The 17974-nt window shown below is 37.1% G+C and carries 20 protein-coding genes; 2 read left to right on the forward strand and 18 right to left on the reverse strand.

Going from position 1 to position 17974, the window contains the following annotated elements; genetic code table 11:
* Positions 1-5: 5 nt before the first annotated feature.
* The 14 genes from FH036_RS22380 to FH036_RS22445 all read right to left on the reverse strand — a co-directional run bounded on the left by FH036_RS22380 (position 6) and on the right by FH036_RS22445 (position 12479).
* The gene (locus tag FH036_RS22380) at positions 6-1019 is read right to left on the reverse strand and encodes a PTS sugar transporter subunit IIC (RefSeq protein ID WP_000666170.1); all 1014 of its coding nucleotides are present in this window, start codon (positions 1017-1019) and stop codon (positions 6-8) included.
* Positions 1020-1041: 22 nt separating this feature from the next.
* Positions 1042-1992, reverse strand: coding sequence for an L-lactate dehydrogenase (locus tag FH036_RS22385; RefSeq protein WP_000820657.1), 951 nt, complete (start codon positions 1990-1992; stop codon positions 1042-1044).
* Between the two features lie 245 nt (positions 1993-2237).
* Positions 2238-2486 (reverse strand): spore coat protein, encoded by a 249-nt coding sequence (locus FH036_RS22390; RefSeq protein ID WP_001002987.1) that lies wholly within the window; start codon positions 2484-2486, stop codon positions 2238-2240.
* A gap of 13 nt (positions 2487-2499) precedes the next feature.
* Positions 2500-2685, reverse strand: coding sequence for a hypothetical protein (locus FH036_RS22395; RefSeq protein ID WP_001180555.1), 186 nt, complete (start codon positions 2683-2685; stop codon positions 2500-2502).
* Between the two features lie 146 nt (positions 2686-2831).
* Positions 2832-3545 (reverse strand): CPBP family intramembrane glutamic endopeptidase, encoded by a 714-nt coding sequence (locus FH036_RS22400; RefSeq protein WP_000048025.1) that lies wholly within the window; start codon positions 3543-3545, stop codon positions 2832-2834.
* A gap of 419 nt (positions 3546-3964) precedes the next feature.
* Complete coding sequence (locus FH036_RS22405; RefSeq protein ID WP_000029285.1) at positions 3965-4252, reverse strand: DUF2178 domain-containing protein; 288 nt, start codon at positions 4250-4252, stop codon at positions 3965-3967.
* On the reverse strand, positions 4249-4476 hold the full coding sequence (locus FH036_RS22410) for a helix-turn-helix transcriptional regulator (RefSeq protein WP_000813828.1): 228 nt from the start codon (positions 4474-4476) through the stop codon (positions 4249-4251). Before FH036_RS22410 ends, FH036_RS22405 begins: the two co-directional genes overlap by 4 nt.
* A 181-nt stretch (positions 4477-4657) precedes the next feature.
* A complete protein-coding gene (locus FH036_RS22415; RefSeq protein WP_000457311.1) occupies positions 4658-5224 on the reverse strand; it encodes a hypothetical protein in 567 nt (188 codons plus the stop codon).
* A gap of 86 nt (positions 5225-5310) precedes the next feature.
* Entirely contained in the window at positions 5311-5868 is a 558-nt protein-coding gene (locus FH036_RS22420; RefSeq protein ID WP_074606434.1) for a TetR/AcrR family transcriptional regulator, read from the reverse strand.
* Positions 5869-5871: 3 nt separating this feature from the next.
* Entirely contained in the window at positions 5872-6594 is a 723-nt protein-coding gene (locus FH036_RS22425; protein WP_001242586.1) for an MBL fold metallo-hydrolase, read from the reverse strand.
* A 138-nt stretch (positions 6595-6732) separates the two neighbouring features.
* Positions 6733-8517, reverse strand: a complete 1785-nt coding sequence (locus FH036_RS22430; RefSeq protein ID WP_000416278.1) for an acyl-CoA dehydrogenase family protein — start codon at positions 8515-8517, stop codon at positions 6733-6735.
* Positions 8518-8590: 73 nt separating this feature from the next.
* Positions 8591-8776 (reverse strand): hypothetical protein, encoded by a 186-nt coding sequence (locus FH036_RS22435; protein ID WP_000386909.1) that lies wholly within the window; start codon positions 8774-8776, stop codon positions 8591-8593.
* A 127-nt stretch (positions 8777-8903) separates the two neighbouring features.
* Positions 8904-10076, reverse strand: a complete 1173-nt coding sequence (locus tag FH036_RS22440; RefSeq protein ID WP_046946678.1) for an acetyl-CoA C-acetyltransferase — start codon at positions 10074-10076, stop codon at positions 8904-8906.
* Positions 10077-10097: 21 nt separating this feature from the next.
* Positions 10098-12479: a 3-hydroxyacyl-CoA dehydrogenase/enoyl-CoA hydratase family protein gene (locus FH036_RS22445; RefSeq protein WP_000486344.1), complete on the reverse strand. Its 2382-nt coding sequence runs from the start codon at positions 12477-12479 to the stop codon at positions 10098-10100.
* A 235-nt stretch (positions 12480-12714) separates the two neighbouring features.
* On the opposite strand from FH036_RS22445, the gene FH036_RS22450 reads away from it, so the two are divergent.
* Both FH036_RS22450 and FH036_RS22455 read left to right on the forward strand, forming a co-directional pair.
* Entirely contained in the window at positions 12715-12861 is a 147-nt protein-coding gene (locus tag FH036_RS22450; RefSeq protein WP_001096347.1) for a YuzL family protein, read from the forward strand.
* A gap of 87 nt (positions 12862-12948) precedes the next feature.
* Positions 12949-13788 (forward strand): D-alanyl-D-alanine carboxypeptidase family protein, encoded by an 840-nt coding sequence (locus FH036_RS22455; protein WP_070807103.1) that lies wholly within the window; start codon positions 12949-12951, stop codon positions 13786-13788.
* A gap of 22 nt (positions 13789-13810) precedes the next feature.
* Here FH036_RS22455 and FH036_RS22460 read toward each other — a convergent pair whose 3' ends face one another.
* The 4 genes from FH036_RS22460 to FH036_RS22475 all read right to left on the reverse strand — a co-directional run bounded on the left by FH036_RS22460 (position 13811) and on the right by FH036_RS22475 (position 17713).
* A complete protein-coding gene (locus FH036_RS22460; protein WP_000436772.1) occupies positions 13811-14728 on the reverse strand; it encodes a proline dehydrogenase family protein in 918 nt (305 codons plus the stop codon).
* A gap of 310 nt (positions 14729-15038) precedes the next feature.
* Positions 15039-15284: a YusU family protein gene (locus FH036_RS22465; RefSeq protein ID WP_001290596.1), complete on the reverse strand. Its 246-nt coding sequence runs from the start codon at positions 15282-15284 to the stop codon at positions 15039-15041.
* 48 nt (positions 15285-15332) lie between these two features.
* Positions 15333-15635, reverse strand: coding sequence for an MTH1187 family thiamine-binding protein (locus FH036_RS22470; RefSeq protein WP_001018866.1), 303 nt, complete (start codon positions 15633-15635; stop codon positions 15333-15335).
* 77 nt (positions 15636-15712) lie between these two features.
* On the reverse strand, positions 15713-17713 hold the full coding sequence (locus FH036_RS22475) for a methyl-accepting chemotaxis protein (protein WP_014481782.1): 2001 nt from the start codon (positions 17711-17713) through the stop codon (positions 15713-15715).
* Positions 17714-17974: the final 261 nt, after the last annotated feature.

Here is a 17974-nt window from a genome sequence, read left to right on the forward strand (position 1 = left end):
TCAAGTTAAGATTGCGGTACAGTCATATCACCAGAGTGAATACGGCCTGCTTTTTTAAGAGCAATGTAAAGTATATAAGAAACAGCTACTGGAATGACGATATAAGTGATTACCATCGCTGGGACAACTTCCCATCCTTCGCTGGAAATTAAATTAATTGGTGCGATAAGAGAACTTAATCCAAGACCTGCAATTTCTTTTCCTGCTTCCAGTTGGAAAATTAATGCGGATACTGGACCAACTATCGCACTGGCGACGACAGTTGGGACGAGAATCATTGGATTTTTAGTGATATTTGGCAACTGTACTTTCGGAGTACAAAGAGCTTGAGCTAATATGCCACCTAAATTATTTTCTTTCGCAGAGATGACAGAGAATCCGATAAACTGAGCAACGCAGCCTGCAAGAGCAGCACCACCTGCAACACCGTCTAAGCTAAGTGCGATCGCTAACGCAGCTGATGAAGCTGGAGAGATAAGTAATAATCCCCAAACGACTGCAATGACGATAGAAGCGATGAACGGGCTACCAGCTGAACTATCTTTAATGAATGCTCCAACTGCATTTAAAACAGGAGTAATATTATGAGATAACCAAATGCCGACTAAACCAGAACCTAATATTGCCGCAAATGGAACGAGCATCATATCTAACGCAGTTTTTCCACTTAAACGTTTACCAATATATACAGCTAAAGTCGCTGTTAATAATGCACCGATTGGCTCACCTGTTTTAATAATTAGACCTGCTTCAGTAATTGAAATGGATCCGGCACCAATCGCTCCAGCTACCATAGCCGAGAAGATTACAAGGCCATTTGCACCGAGCATAAAAGCAATTCCGGCACCAATGGCTGGTGCCATAAGTGATTTTGCAACAACTCCGATTGTAATAAGCAACGGAATATCAACAATTCTTCCTATATTTTCGATTAGTAAACCAATTCCAAGGGATACGAAAATACCTTGTGCGATTCCAGCTGATGCTTTAAATACACGAGACATTATATATTCCTTCATTTGTTTCACCTTCTCCTATAAGTTAGTAGCCAATTGTTTTCATATAATCACGTAAAATGTCGTTTGATTTTGCGAATCGAGATTCTTCATCCTCTGTTAAATTTAGTTCTACAATTTCTCTTATACCATCTCTAGTAATAATAGCTGGCACTCCTGTACAAATATCATATTCACCATACTCACCATCTAAAATAGCTGATACAGCAATTACACGGTGATCATCGTTAAAGATTGAGTTTGCAATATATGCTAGAGAGTTTCCGATTCCGTAATAAGTAGTACCTTTTCGTTTATAAATTTCCCATCCGGCTTTTGCAGTCTTCTCAACGATTTCATCTAAATCTATTTCACCAAATCGTTCTTTTTGTTCTTCTAAGATTTGCAGAATTGGTTTTCCACCAACAGTTACGTGTGACCAAGCAACCATTTGAGAATCACCATGTTCCCCTAATGAATACCCGTGAATACTACGAGGATCTACATGTAACATTTCAGATAAAATTGTTCGTAAGCGAGAAGAATCTAGTGATGTACCAGTACCGATCACACGATTTCTAGGTAATCCAGATAATTTCCACACTTGATATGTAATAATATCAACTGGGTTTGATGCAAGTAAGAAAATACCATCAAATCCACTTTCCATTACGCCGCCAACAACACTTTCCATAATCTTTGCGCTTGCTCCTAAAGTATCTAAGCGACTTTGCCCTGGTTTTGGTGCTGGTCCTGCTGTAATAATAACAATGTCCATATCTTTGCAGTCTTCATAACTTCCTGCATATACTTTTGTTCTTGTATTTGTAAAGTTAATGCAGTGTGATAAATCCATTGCTTCCCCAACTGCACGTTCATGATTTATATCAATTAATAATAGCTCTTCGCAAATGCCTTGATTGACAATGGAATATGCACAACTTGATCCAACTAATCCAGTACCGATAATTGCAATTTTTCTTGTATGTCTTTTCATAGCAATCTCTCCTAATTGATCATATAATCTATTTCTTTTGTTCCTTACACTCCTAATTATAGAGGTTCCCACGATAGAAACCATGGATACTTTGTGAAATATTGAGCAAAGTTTTTGTCCTTTTTGTGAATTGTTATATTCCATTTTCGTCATATTTGTTACAACTGGAAAAATATTTATTATGTATTTATTGACATATACAAAAAGAAAACGAGCGAATAGATTCGCTCGTTTTCTTTTTTCTGTTATTCCGCACTTAATTGACTTTTTAATTGTTGTACAATCATTGGATTCGCAGGTGCTGCTGGCTTGTAATAACTCTTTTGCTTTGCATACTCATACATATTACGTTGACGCATCTCATCCTGATTACGAATTTGAATTAACGTTTGGTGTAACTGTTCATTATCAGACTGAGCAATATAATTTGCATAACTTGTTAAACTTGCATTTAATCCTGCTAAATAATCATTTACCATATCTTTTTCATTCATGTTCTGCTTCCTCCTATCCTAGAAAAGTCATTAATTGTTGCTTCGTATTTCGTGCATCTTGCGCATCTTTTTGTAGCATTTGTTTCAATTGTGGATCTGTACACGTTTGTGCATACTGCTCTAACTTGTTAATAATTGTTGCGTGTCCACCAATTAAATGACGTAAGTTTTCTACTTCAAGCTCTGTTAAGTTTTGCATAGAATACTCCTACCTTTCTTTGTTCGTTCACTGTTAGTATTTAGCTATTTTTTGATTGTATACATAAATTAACTTTTTCACGTGCATACAAAATAAAAGATGAATAGCTAAGCCATTCATCTTTTATACTGGTTATGTATTTATTTTTATAGAGATACAATCATACTTATACTCACAAGTAAGTTCCATACAATATGTAAAATAATACTAGGTATAATAGATTGTGTCTTTTTGTATAACATTGCAAATACCATTCCCATAATCGTTGCCGTAATTAGAAGACCTCCATGAAGAATTCCAAAAACGAAGGAAGAAATCATGATACTAACTAAAAAATTATATCTCTTTTCTAAAAATCGATATAAAATACCTCGAAATAGAATTTCTTCTTTAACCGGTGTAATGATAGCAACACTTAACACATATATAATACTTTGTATGCTATTTCGAAGTCCTAAACTCCCTAATTGTTCCTTTTGTTCTGCTGCACTTTCAAAACTAAACACATGTAACATTAAATATTGTGATAATGCAATGACAATAAAGCCAATTAATAGATATAAATATGTCTTCCAACTCTTCAAAACAGATAAATCCCAAATAGATTTAATAAAATGAAGAACTGGTTTATAAGCTAATAAAACGATAACAACAACAGATGCATCGAATAAGAGCAAATAATATCCTTCTAATTTAGTACTTAACGCTTCTTCTCCATAAATCCCAAAGGCTAAACCAAGGAATAGTCCTCCTAGGAGTGAAATCCCTATAATCATTGCTATCATTACAAATAGATTTTTATATGTTATATTCTCTATTTTTCTTTCTGCACTATACGCTTCTAACACTGTTTTACTCACAGTATCCCTCCAGTTATTCTCATTTATATCATTAAAATCCTTTAATTTAAATATAAAGATAATATAACAAATTTTACAAAAAGAATAATATGCAATTTTACATATTATAAAAACTTTATATTTTATAGTTTTAGGAATAGAATTGCTATGCAATAATTATTGTATGAAATTTCAAAAAACACTTCCTATTCACCATAAACCTCGCATCATATAAAACTTATTAGTTAAAGGAGCAATAAACATGAAAACACATGACTTCCTTACAGAAATCCAGAAGGGCTCTGAGCCTAGTCCATATCAAGATCCTATCGTATTCAGTTTCGTTTGCTTTTTCTTAGCCATATACACATTTTTCAAACCTGCAAAATAATATCATTTAACAAGAAAGAGCCTCTAAACCACTAGAGGCTCTTTCTCATCTAATATCTTCTTTTCAAAACTACAATAGTTAAAGCATAAGAACAAAGTACTCCTGCTAATAAACATGCATTTGCTAATTTATACTGTTCGCCTGTTAACGAATATAGATTCCCAATTAAAAAGATAACTAAATATAGAAATAAAAATACAAATAATGAAATTTTAGCAGCATTTCCTGTAATATGCTCACCTCTTTCGTCTTCCCCCTCATTCTTCTGAAAACGTGTTGCATATAAAACACCTATTAGTCCTGCTACTGAGATTATGATCCCTATTACAATGCTCATTCCGTTTCCCCCTCTATTTTATATTGAAAAACTTCATGAAACTCCTTACCTAAAATATGTGCAATTTCAAAAGCTAAAATTAAAGATGGATTGTAACGATTTGCTTCAATTGAGGCAATCGTTTGTCTACTTACCCCAGCTTTGTTCGCTAAATCAGTTTGTGACCAGCGTTTTTCCGCTCTAAGTACAACGAGATTATTTTGTAAAATTCCACTCTGTTTCATAACCTCTCCTTTTTACATTATTTTCTATATTTCAATTGTAATTTATTTTTAACATGATGTAAATTATTTTTAACATCAATAAAATGAAACTTTAATCCATCCACCCCCACCTACCATTCTTTTCGAATCATATGCACTAAAAAACCTTAGAATCGCTTCTAAGGTTTCCGGCTATCCATATTCAAGACACTATACTGATAAGCAACGAAAAAATTAATAATATAACTACCAACCCGCCGGTTATTCTTGCTATAAATTTCTTTTGTTCGCCCGCACTTGAAACAATAAAACGGAAATATAATATACCACCTATCGCAATAAGAATACATTCCGATATGATACTAATAGCCGGAAATCGCCACAAACCAAACCCAAGCATAGGTAAGTCTCCAAAATTCCCTGGAAGTAACGGCAAATCAGCACGGTGCACAAGTAAATCTAAAATCCAATGACTAAAAACTACAGCTCCAATAACAAAGCCATTTCGCTTTCCCCACAGCCTCGTACCGACTATTCCTGCAACAAAAGCAATAAACAGTGCTCCTATTAAAGAGTGTGTGTAATCCGCATGAATGATTGCTTCACCATAACTATTCCTGTTAATAGGTTCAATTGTCTCTACTCCTAAAATATAAAGTGGCAAAAAAATGACATCCAACAATTGTGAGCTTACCATAAGAGCCCAAATTGGTAGTTTAGGTGATTTGGCTTTTACTACTGCCGCTAAGCCAAAATGCCCTGCAAACATTTCACATCACATCCTTTTGTCATGTGCCTCCAACAAACCGCAACTTACTGTACAAAAGCATAATCAGATGTTTTCTTTCTTCTTATTCATTTTCGCATTACATGTAATCCTTTAATAAACGTTTCCAACAATACATGTAAACTTATATCTAAATCTAACGGCAAACCAAATCCGCCCTGCTGTTCAATCGACGCAAATCCATGACAAATACTTCTGAATCCACGTGTCGCATGAAGTGCATTCTCTCCTTCTAAGCCGTACTGTTGTAAAACTTGAAGACAAAGCTTTACAATCCCGTCACCTGCTTTTCTTACTTCTTCATCTCGTAAAAAGGTTGCTTCATACAGTCCAGGGTGTTTACGTACGAATGCTACATACGCTTCTCCTAAAGCATGAATTGCTTCATCCATCCGTTTACCCTCGGCCGCTTCTTCCAGTTTGTTATACAGCTGCTTGATTCCGTAAATACCAAGATGTTTCCGTACATCTTGTAAACCTTTCACATGATTGTATAGCGAAGGTGAACGTACCCCTAATGTTTGCGCTAATGAAGCTAACGTTACTTCTTGTATTCCATTTGTATCTGCAATTTCTGCTGCTGTTTCTACAATTTTCTGTAATGTAAGTCCGATTCTCGGTGACATAAATTAACCCTCTTTTCTACTTTCTATATTTCGCTTCGCTTCCTTAATAGCAAGCTCTATGAAAGCCCCTGGATCGTTTATCATTTTTCCATGCCCTGCCGCAAGCAAGGACGGCTCATATTCTCTTAACTTCTCTGCACTTTGTAATGATATTTCTTTACTCCACGTTGCCATTGCAGGAAACGGAAACCAAAATTTCATTTGTCCCGAAACAGCCGTACCTCCTCTTGTTTGAAATGCATCCCCAACAATAAGAGCTTTATTTCTTATATCAAGAAACGACATGGAGCCCGGTGTATGTCCCGGTGTCCTAATCGCAAGAAGCGATCCAACTCGGTCACCATCTTCTAATAAAATATCAGGTACCGTTTTTATCTTTTTAGGTACACCGCCTTTTATTGGCGTATTTGGTTCATCCTTTTGTAACGTCGTATCCCCTTCTAACAGCTTTGCGTCCCTCTTAGAAATATAGACTGGAACATGAGGAATTACTTCCTTTAATGCGTCTAATGCACCGATGTGATCATCATGCGCATGTGTTAATACAATCTTAGTAATTGGTTTTCCTATTTTCTCAGCCGCCTGTAAAATCCCTTTTGCGCTATATGGTAAAGCAGCATCAATTAAAGTTAAACCATCTTCTTCCTCCACAAAGTAACAATTCACAGGAAACACTCTTGGCAAAAATGACAATTGATATACCGTTTTTTCATGCATCATTCTCATATTCCCATCTCCCTCTTCACGAAAACTAATACCGTTAGTTTTATTATACTAATGGTATTAGTTTTATGCCACTAAAAATTTCATTTTTTCAGAAAAAAGAACAGTAGCCGTATAAACGACTACTGTTCTTTAAAGGTATTAAACTGTATAACGCTCATCTTCTAAAATTTTCGCAGCAATTTCACGTTTCTTCGGAATTACGTTAAGTGGTGTGTGGCGAGTTAATTTACGTAATGATGATAACATCATGCGTAGCATGTCGCCGTTTTCAACTGCGATAAGTGTTTCTTTCGCATCTGCTTCGATTTCGTTAAATGCTTCTTGGCAGAATACTTCAGTGTATAACACTTTTTGTTTATTCTTTTCAAGACCAGTTGTTTTAATGGCTTTTTCTGTACGAAGAACAGCTGATTCCATTGCGTATAAGTTGCTTACGATGTCAGCGATATTCACAAGAATTTCTTGCTCTTTATCTAATGCTTTACCGTATTTTTGAGCAGCTAATCCAGCTACCATTAAGCCGATTTTCTTCGCGTTATTTACTAAATATTTTTGAAGTGCTAATGGCTCATCGCCTACTTCTTCTGGCATCATCATCATTAACTCTTCTTGTAATTTTTGTGCTTTTTGAAGAAGTGGTAATTCACCTTTCATCGCTTTACGTAAGAACGTACCTGGTACGATTAGGCGGTTAATTTCATTCGTTCCTTCGAAAATACGGTTAATACGAGAATCGCGATACATTCTTTCAATCTCGTACTCTGCCATAAATCCGTAACCACCGTGAATTTGAACACCTTCATCTACTGTATAGTCTAGTACTTCAGAACCGAATACTTTGTTTAAAGAGCACTCGATTGCATATTCAGCGATAGAAGCTGCTACTGCTTTACCGTCTTTTACTTCTTCTTCAGATAATGTGCTCATTCGGCTTTCGAATAAGCCTACTGTACGATATACAGAGCTTTCAGCTGCATATGTTTTTGCTGCCATATTCGCAAGTTTCTCTTGAATTAATGGGAAGCGAGCGATTGGTTGTTTGAACTGTTGACGTTGGTTTGCATATTGTGCTGAAATTTCTACTGCACGTTTCGCAGATCCAACTGTACCAACACCTAATTTATAACGACCAATATTTAAAATGTTGAATGCGATAATATGACCTTTACCGATTTCACCAAGTAAGTTTTCTTTCGGTACTAACGCATCTTCTAAAATTAACGTACGAGTTGAAGAACATTTAATACCCATTTTCTTTTCTTCTGGGCTTGTAGATACACCAGCGTAGTCTTTCTCTACGATAAATGCTGAGAAGTGCTCTCCATCAATTTTTGCGTATACGATAAATACGTCAGCGAATGCAGAGTTTGTAATCCACTGTTTTTCACCATTTAATACGTAATGTGTACCTTCTGCATTTAAACGTGCCGTTGTTTTTGCACCTAATGCGTCAGATCCTGAACCTGGCTCTGTTAATGCGTATGCAGCTAATTTTTCACCAGTTGCAAGTAATGGTAAATACTTTTTCTTTTGCTCTTCGTTACCGAATAACACGATTGGTAAAGATCCGATACCTACGTGAGCACCGTGAGTAATTGCAAAACCACCAGCGCGAGAGAATTTCTCTGCGATTAACGCTGAGCTTACTTTATCAAGACCAATTCCGCCGTACTCTTCTGGTACGTCAGCGCCTAATAAACCAAGTTCCCCAGCTTCTTTTAAAAGACGAACAGAACGATCAAACTCATGTTGCTCTAAATATTCAAGCTCTGGAAGAACTTCATTTACGATAAAGTCCTCTGTTGTTTTTGCAATCATTTTATGCTCAGATGAAAAATCTTCTGGCGTAAACACTTGATCAATTGTAATCTCATCTACTAAAAAGCTACCGCCTTTAACCGCATTTCCTACTGTTTTTTCCATGAAAATTTCCTCCTTCATATTTTCATAAGCCGCTTCTTTCATTTCGAAAGAAGCTAGCTCTCCCGTTTATTTTTTATAAACCTTTGTTGCTTCCATTCTTTGCATTGTCGGCGTCTCGTTGTGAACGAGCCGCTTCCACTTTTTTTAATCCAGTTCCAGCGGCTAGAATGTTCGGTGGCTTCGCTTCTTCCTGCGAGGCAAAGAGCGCCTCTACGTCTGAAGCTCCATCCCCCTCACATTCTGAGCAAGCCGCTTCCACTTTTTTTCATAATCCAGTTCCAGTGGCTAGAACAGTTGGTCGTTTCACCCCTTCCTGTGAGGCAAAAAGCGCCTCTTCGTCAGGGCTTCCAACGCCCTCCTGTTCTGAGCAAGCCACCTGCACTTTTTTATAGTAATTCAAACACTCCCGCTGCTCCCATTCCGCCGCCGATACACATTGTTACGATACCGAATTGTTCGTTGCGGCGTTTCATTTCGTGAATAAGAGATAGTGTTAGTTTTGCTCCTGTACAGCCAAGTGGATGTCCAAGTGCGATTGCACCGCCGTTTACGTTTACTTTTTCTTCATCTAAACCAAGTTCACGAATAACTTGGATCGATTGAGAAGCGAATGCTTCATTTAGTTCGAATAAGCCAATATCAGATAGCTCTAAGCCAGCTAATTTTAACGCTTTTGGAATGGCAGCGATTGGGCCGATTCCCATTACTTCTGGTGGTACGCCAGCTACTGCAAATGAACGGAATTTCGCAAGTGGCTTCATACCATCGCTCACTGCTTTTTCACGATCCATTAATAGTACAGATGCTGCGCCGTCACTCATTTGTGAAGAGTTACCAGCTGTTACAGAACCGCGAACGTTAAATGCTGGACGTAATTTACCTAAAATATCTAGCGTCGTCTCTGCTCTTACACCTTCGTCTTGCGCAAAAGTAATTGTTTCTTCTTGCAGTTTGTTATTTGCTCCAACAGTACGTAACGTTACATCTACAGATACTGTTTCATCAGCAAACTTTCCTGCAGCTAATGCTTTCGCAGCACGTTGATGACTTCTTACTGCAAATGCATCTTGCTCTTCACGAGAAATTCCATATTTCACAGCAACTTGCTCTGCTGTATGTCCCATACCCATATAATATTCTGGAGCTGCTTCTACAAGGCGACTATTCGGACGAACAACGTGTCCCATCATCGGAACTAAACTCATTGATTCCGCTCCGCCTGATAATACCGCTTCCGAGTGACCAAGCATAATGCGCTCTGCTCCGTAAGCGATACTTTGTAAACCTGAAGAACAGTAACGGTTAATTGTAATAGCTGGAACATCGTAAGAAAGTCCTGCTAATCCGCCGATATTACGAGCCATATTTAAACCTTGCTCTGCTTCTGGCATCGCACAACCGAAAATTAAATCATCGATTGGTCCTTCATAATTCGCACGCTTTAACGTTTCCTTTACTACTAACGCCCCTAGATCGTCAGGACGAACTGTTTTTAATGAACCCCTCTTTGCTTTTCCAATTGGTGTTCTTGCTCCCGCAACAATGACAGCTTCTCTCATGAACGATATCTCCCCTCGTTATTAGTTACGTAATGGCTTTCCTTTTACAAGCATGTGCTGCATTCTTGCTTGTGATTTCATCTCACTTACTAAGCTAATAAATGCTTCACGTTCTACATCTAATAAATACTGCTCATCAACTTCTGTTCCGTACGGCACTTTTCCGCCTGCGATGACATATGCAAGTTTCTTCGCAATATGAAGATCGTACTCTGAAATGTAGCCAGATAAATGCATTGCTTCTGCACCAAGTGCAAGAGTTGCATATCCTGTTTCACCAACAACCGGTATCTTTTTACGAATCGGTGCTTTATAACCAGCTTCATATAAAGCAAGTGCTTTCTGTTTTGCATCGTATAGTAAGTGATCACCATTCACACTAATACCGTCTTTATCACCTAAGAAGTTATGAGAAACCGCTTCTTGTCCTGAAGTTGAAACTTTCGCCATTGCGACTGTTTCGAACACTTTATTTGCAACTTTTTGCAAGTCAAATTCTACGCCGTTTGCCATTTTATTTAAGTGTTTAATGTATAGCTCTTTATTACCGCCTCCGCCAGGGATTAAGCCAACACCAACTTCTACTAAGCCCATATACGTTTCACTAGAAGCTTGAATGCTCGCTGCTGGTAAGCAAACTTCTGTACCTCCGCCAAGCGTCATACCATATGGCGCTGCTACAACTGGCTTAGAAGAGTATTTAATTTTCATCATCGCATCTTGGAAGTTTTTCACAACCCACTCAATTTCAAAGTAGTTGTCGTCTTGTGCTTCCATTAAGATCATTGCTAGATTCGCACCAACGCAGAAGTTCTTCGATTGGTTACCGATAACAAGACCTTTATAATTCTTTTCTACTTCATCAACAGCGTAGTTAATCATTTGCGTAATATCCATGCCGATTGCATTGCTCTTCGAATGGAATTCTAAGCAAAGGATGCCGTCGCCTAAATCAATTAAGCTCGCTCCGCTATTTTTCTTTAATACGCCATTTTTCGCTTTTAATTGCTTAAGAGAAATTGCTTTTTTATTACGCTCAATTAGCTTATATTCGCCATTATCGTAATAGTAGCTATCTCCGTTATCATGTTTGTAGAAAGTAGTGAAACCTTTCTCTAACATTTCTTTCACCCAAGCCGGAACAACTACGCCGTTTTCTTCCATCTTTTGAACGGACTTTTCAACGCCGATTGCATCCCAAACTTCAAACGGTCCTTGCTCCCAGCCGAAGCCCCACTTCATCGCTTGGTCAATTGCAACGATATCGTCAGCAATTTCTTTATGAAGTTTTGCAGAGTATAAAAGAGTCGGTGTGATGATATTCCATAACAACTCTCCTGCGCGGTCTTTCGCATATACAAGCGCTTTCAATTTATTCGATAAACCTTTTTCTTGTTTACTTAACTCGATCGATGCAGCTTTTAATTTTTTACGAGCTTCGTACTCCATCGTTTCTGGATTTAATTCTAAAATTTCTTTTCCTTGTTTTAAGAAGAAGCCTTGACCTGTTTTGCTTCCAAGCCATTTTTTATCAAGCATGTCATGCATGAAAGCTGGTACTTTAAATACATCGCGCTCTTCTTCTTGTACGTTTTCATATACGTTATTTGCAACGTGTACGAATGTATCTAATCCGACAACATCTAATGTACGGAACGTTGCACTCTTCGGACGACCAATAAGTGGGCCTGTTACTGAATCAACTTCCCCAATGCTATAGCCGCGTTTTACCATCTCTTGAAGAGTTACTAATAAACCGTACGTACCGATGCGGTTTCCAATAAAGTTTGGTGTGTCTTTCGCGATAACAACGCCTTTTCCAAGAACGTCTTCGCCAAATAATTTCATGAAGCTTAATACTTGTGGATCAGTTTCTTTCGTCGGTATTACCTCTAGAAGTTTTAAATATCGTGGTGGGTTAAAAAAGTGTGTGCCTAAGAAGTGTTTCTGGAAGTCGTCTGAACGACCTTCTGCCATTTTTTCAACTGAAATGCCTGACGTATTAGAACTTACGATAGAACCCGGTTTACGAACAGCATCTACTTTTTCAAATAGTTTCTTTTTAATATCTAAGTTTTCAACTACTACTTCAATAATCCAATCTACATCAGCTAGACGCTCAAGGTCATCTTCTAAGTTACCTGCTTCAATCAGTGCTAAATTTCCTTTCACTGTCAGAGGAGCTGGTTTTTGCTTTAATAGTTTTTGTAGTGCCGTATTACTAAAACGATTTCTCACACTTTTATGTTCTAATGTAAGTCCCTTCGCTTCTTCTTCTTTCGTAAGCGCAGGTGGTACAATATCAAGCAATAATGTCGGAATACCAATATTAGCTAAGTGTGCCGCAATTCCTGAACCCATTACGCCTGACCCTAGAACAGCAGCCTTTTTAATTTGGAACATCCAATTCTCCCCCTATTCTTGAATGAATGCTCATTCAATTTTTCGACATAAGTCGCAATCAATGAGTGAGCCTCTACTAATAAATATATGATACTGTTTAAATTTTCGCAATATATTTATTGATAAAATTTTCTGAAATAAATATTTTTCTTTTATTTGCCCATGCTATATATGTATTTTCTTCACTAAAATACACTTTCCCTTTTTATAATCTGACGAAACTGGAGGAATATATATGGCAAAACTTAAGAAGAACCCTTCAAAGGCTGGAATTAGCGCAGCAAGTGTGACAGGAAACGCTGGCCCAACTGATCGAGGCGTGGAAAAAGGACGTCAAGGTAATAACCAACAATATAAGAAGCATAATATGGGCGAAAAATAACGCTATATTTTTGGGCAGAGAACGTGGCATAATGGGTAATGGCTACTTTTTCTGCCCAATTTATTTGTAACAAATGAGGGAATTATAATGAAACGAACAATAGTTATGATTGTAATGATTGCCACACTATTTACAGGGATGATTTTCTTCTCTTATGCACAAAGACAACAAGCTGTAAGAGCCGATCAACCTAGCATCACTGGGCAATACGGGATTACAATCGATGCAGACACAGGTGAAATTTTGTATGGAAAACGAGAAGACGAACGCTCTTATCCGGCTAGTATAGCCAAAATGATGACAACCCTTCTTTTACTAGAGAATGTAAAAGAGGATGAGGAAATTACAGTTACAGAAAACGCAATTAAAACAGAAAGTCAAAGTAAGAAAATTAAACTTCGTGCTGGGGAAAAGTTAAAACGTGATGAGGCATTAAAACTGATGCTTATCATTAGTGCAGACCCAATAGCTGAATCCATCGCAGAACATATTGCAGGATCAAAAAATGAATTTGTAAAAATGATGAATGCTAGAGCGAAGGAACTCGGTACAAAGCATGCGACTTTCAAAAACGCAAGTGGTGCTGATGCACTAGGAAACAAAGTATCACCATATGACATTGCTATAATTACGAAAGAAGCATTAAAATACCCAGTTGTTTTAGAATATATGAATTCAACGCGTACAACTCTACATACTTCAGAACGCTCTCCAAACATCGCAAACTATGGACGGGAAGAACTATATGACGATCCATATGCAATTGGAAGTAAAAGCGGTCTATCAGCACTCGGAAAATATACAGTCGTAACAGTGGATGAGAAAGACGGTAAACGCGTCATTAATGTTGTATTATCTTCTACTCGCAAGCAACTGTATCCTGATACGAAGAAAATGGCACATTACGCATTTCAGCAATTAAAATAACCAAGGAGTATTTTCTCCTTGGTTATTTTTTAACCATACCTTTTAATACGAACGCAACGTTTGCTGGACGCTCTGCTAGACGACGCATGAAGTAGCCATACCAGTCGTTTCCATAAGGTACGTAAACACGCATTTTGTAACCTTCTTTTACTAGCTCAAGTTGACGCTCATTACGAATACCATATAACATCTGGAATTCAAATTGATCCCTTGGAATGTTGTGTTCTTCGGCAAGTTTTTTCGTATATTCAATAATCGCTTCGTCATGTGAAGCAATTGCAGTATAATTTCCATTTAATAAGTGCATTTTAATAATCTTTTTATAATTGTCATCTACATCTTTCTTGTCCGGGAACGCCACTTCTTCAGGTTCTTTATAAGCCCCTTTTACAAGACGTAAATTAGGATTATAAGCATTTAAGTCTTCAATATCTTTTTCTGTACGATATAGGTAAGCTTGAATAACAGTACCAATATTATCGTACTCAGACTTTAACTGTTTAAAGATATCAATTGTCTTTCCGCAGCGTGTATAATCTTCCATATCAATTGTAACGAACACACCATTTTCTTTTGCAGCTTCTAAAATGCGGCGCATATTGTTCATTACGATTTCATCAGAGATATCTAGCCCCATAGAAGTCATCTTTAAAGAAAGTTGCGAATCAAGACCTTCTCTTCCAATTGCACGGATTGCTTCAATCGATTGGTTAGCCATTTCATTTGCTTCCGCTTCATTATCAACGAATTCCCCTAAATAATCGATTGTTACGCAAAGTCCTTGCTTGTTTAATTGTTTAATAGCTGCTGTCGCTAATTCAATTGTCTCCCCTGCGACAAAGCGACCTGCGCCAAAGCGTAAACCGTACTTTTTAGCCAGTTTTGTTAGCGCTTTATTTTTAGATAAGAAAAGAAACGAATTTCGCATTAATTGTTCCATGTAATTCACCCCTATGACTTAATTTATCTGTTTTTTACCCCTCTTCGAAATTATATCATTGTTTAAAATTATTGGATACAAATAATTATTTAGATAATTTATAAAATACTATAAAAACATTTAAAAACCTATATTCTCGCTTATAAATATGTCTGAAATATTTTTCGACATTTAGAAAAATAGAGTTTAATAGGCACAAAATAGGCATGCCGAAAATATTCGACATGCCTATAAAACCCTTTATATTCCATGTAAATTATATGAGGATATTAATACAGAAAACTTGAGATTATATTTACCTCAAGTTTTTTTATTGCTCATTTCTCTTCTCTTCATTCAGCCTTTTAATATGTGTAATTAACTGCACCATCTCTTCTTTCGCATCGGGATACGTCTCATTCCAATGCTTCACTAAAGCCGGCATCGTCTTCGCTATGTAAGAATACAGTGCCCACTTCTGTACCTGTTCTTTTCTCTCTTCATTGCTCTCTCCAAGTAATAGTTCCGTGTATTTCTCTAACAACCCGTCAAATTGTTCGTTAAATTTTTCACTCATCTTATCTACCTCCTATATGAAAAAAGCAGCGAAGATCGCTGCTTTTCTTTATAATTTTGATCGAACAGAGTTTAATTTCTTCTCCATTGTGCTTACTTTATCACGACGATCATCGATACGAATTGTTGTTGCAACGCGCTGCGCACCTTTCGCATATGGAACTTCATGCATTTGTTGAATTACTTCTAGAATGACAGGAAGATCTCCTTCAATAATTGTATTCATTGGTGTTAATTGATACTTCACACGATCTGAGTTTTTCTCTAGCACCTTTTGTACTTCTGCTACATATTCACTCACACTTGGATTACCTGTTCCTACTGGAATAATCGATACGTCAACAATTGCCATAGTAGCCTTCCTCCTATACTTGCTTCTTATATATCCATTGTCTATTTTACCGAAATACGCATCATTTTACTAATTTGTTATTCCTCTATTTTAAACTGCTCAACTAATCTTTCTAAGTCTCTCATATGCTCCGTCAAGCTTTCCATCGTATGAGCTACCTTTTCTAGATGATTCACTTGTGATTCAGTTGCAGCATTTACCTCTTCCGAAACCGCTGCGCTTTCTTGACTCGTACCAGCAATTGTATGCATGACCGCTGTAATTTCTCCTTGCTCGTGACCGATGTTATGTACCTCTTCTACAATTTGTTCCACTGAAGTACTAATCGTATTTACAACTGACATAATGGTACGGAATTCCGCCTCTGCTTCTGTCGTAACATTATTTTGTATATCCGCAATGTCTTTCAATTTACTTACAACTTCTACAACTCTTCTTACCTCTACTTGTACATCACCAATCATCGTCGCAATTTCTACTGTTGCTTCTTTTGATTGTTCCGCTAATTTTCGAACTTCTTCAGCAACAACAGCAAAACCTTTACCTTGTTCGCCCGCACGTGCCGCCTCGATTGAAGCATTTAAAGCAAGTAAATTCGTTTGATCCGAAATCCCCTTTATAAGCTCTACCACATTTTGAATCGAGCCAACTCTTTGTTCTAACTTTCCGGATGCTTCCTCTGTATGAACAACAATTGAAGATGATTGCCCCCTTGTACGAACTAAATTACGCATCGTATTTAGCCCTTGCTTAGATGCCTCTTCCGCTTTGCCAGCCACCCCTTTTATTTCACCAACAGAGTTATTCATTTGTTCCACTGACTGCGCCATATTCTCGAGCTGTTCTGAAACTTCATCTACACTATTAGCAAGCGTAGAAGCTCCTCCGCTCACGTCATCCATTGCACCTGACACTTCTCTACTAGCTGCTACAGTCTCATTCGTTAAATAATGTAGATTACTCGTTGATTGTTGCACGGTTGATACACTATTTTTAATTTTACTTACCATTTCATTCATTTGCTCAACCATATGATTAAAATGGTTCGTCAGTTCTCCAACTTCATCCTTACTTGTCACTTTCATTTGCAACGTTAAATCACCTTCTGCTACTTTTTGAACGTGATTCGTTAATAGTTGCAGCGGTCTTGCTAATCTTCGTGAAAACAAGTATGAAGCTACGATTCCAACGAATAAGCTAATACATGCCATTATAATGACTGTATTTCTCGTACTATTTAATAGCCCATCAATTGTTTCTTTCGGATAAAAAATGCCTATCTTCCATTTCATCAAATCAAATGACTGACTATATGCAACTACCTCTTCACCTTTTAATGTAGTGACAGCATATTTTGTTACATCTTTATTTAAACTCTGCACAAGCGGCTCTTTCGAAACATCTTTCCCTATCTTTTCCGGGTAAACAAGAGCCATATTTTTATCATTTATAATAAACATTTCTCCGCCGTTATTGTATTGAATATTATGAAGTAATTTCTGAATTGTTCCGAGCGATACATCCATCGCCACAACACCTAATACAGATCCATCTTGAGCTGTAATTGCTTTAGAAACTCCCACACTTAACTTCCCTGTTGCAATTTCATACATAGGTTGTCCCCAGTGAACCTTTTTCACATCAGCTTCTGAGTCTTTATACCAAGGTCTTGTCGTTGGGTCATATCCTTCTGGCACTTGTCCACCTTCAGCAAGGTTGGCACTTAATGTTTTTTTATCTTTCGTACCAATATATAAGTCTAAAATGCCAGGATGATTCTTTTTATACTCCGAAAACTCTTTCGTCAAAAATGCTTCCTCTTCTGGAGTAACTCCATCTTGAAGCATATTACGAATCATCTCACTGTTCGCATAATACCCCATATCTTCATCCGTTCTTTGAACAAATGTTGTAAGTTGCTCTGTCACAAGATCCATCGTATTTTGAGAATACTGGTCTAAGGAGCGCACTTCCTTCTCTTTCTGTAATTGATACATAGCTGTACCCAATATTACGAACATCATAGAAATAAGTACCGAAAATACTACCGCAATTTTTAAACGTAAACTTCTTAACATCTTCCCCAAAGCATCCCCTTCGCATTGAATTTAAATCTTATTAATCATTATATTAAGTATAATAGATAAAATTAAAAAATTGAAACTAATTCTCACCTTAATACAATTAGAAAACTGACTACCACTTGTGCAAAGACAAATAGTTCATTATCCTTAAGCTATATCATCTCATTCGTTCGGAGGGAATAACAGTAAATAAGAATCTATAAAAAACTATAAAAATTTACAATTACAGGTTTTATATTTTACAGAATTCAACCT

The organism is Bacillus sp. CD3-5, assembly GCF_006349665.1.
Lineage (GTDB): Bacteria > Bacillota > Bacilli > Bacillales > Bacillaceae_G > Bacillus_A > Bacillus_A paranthracis.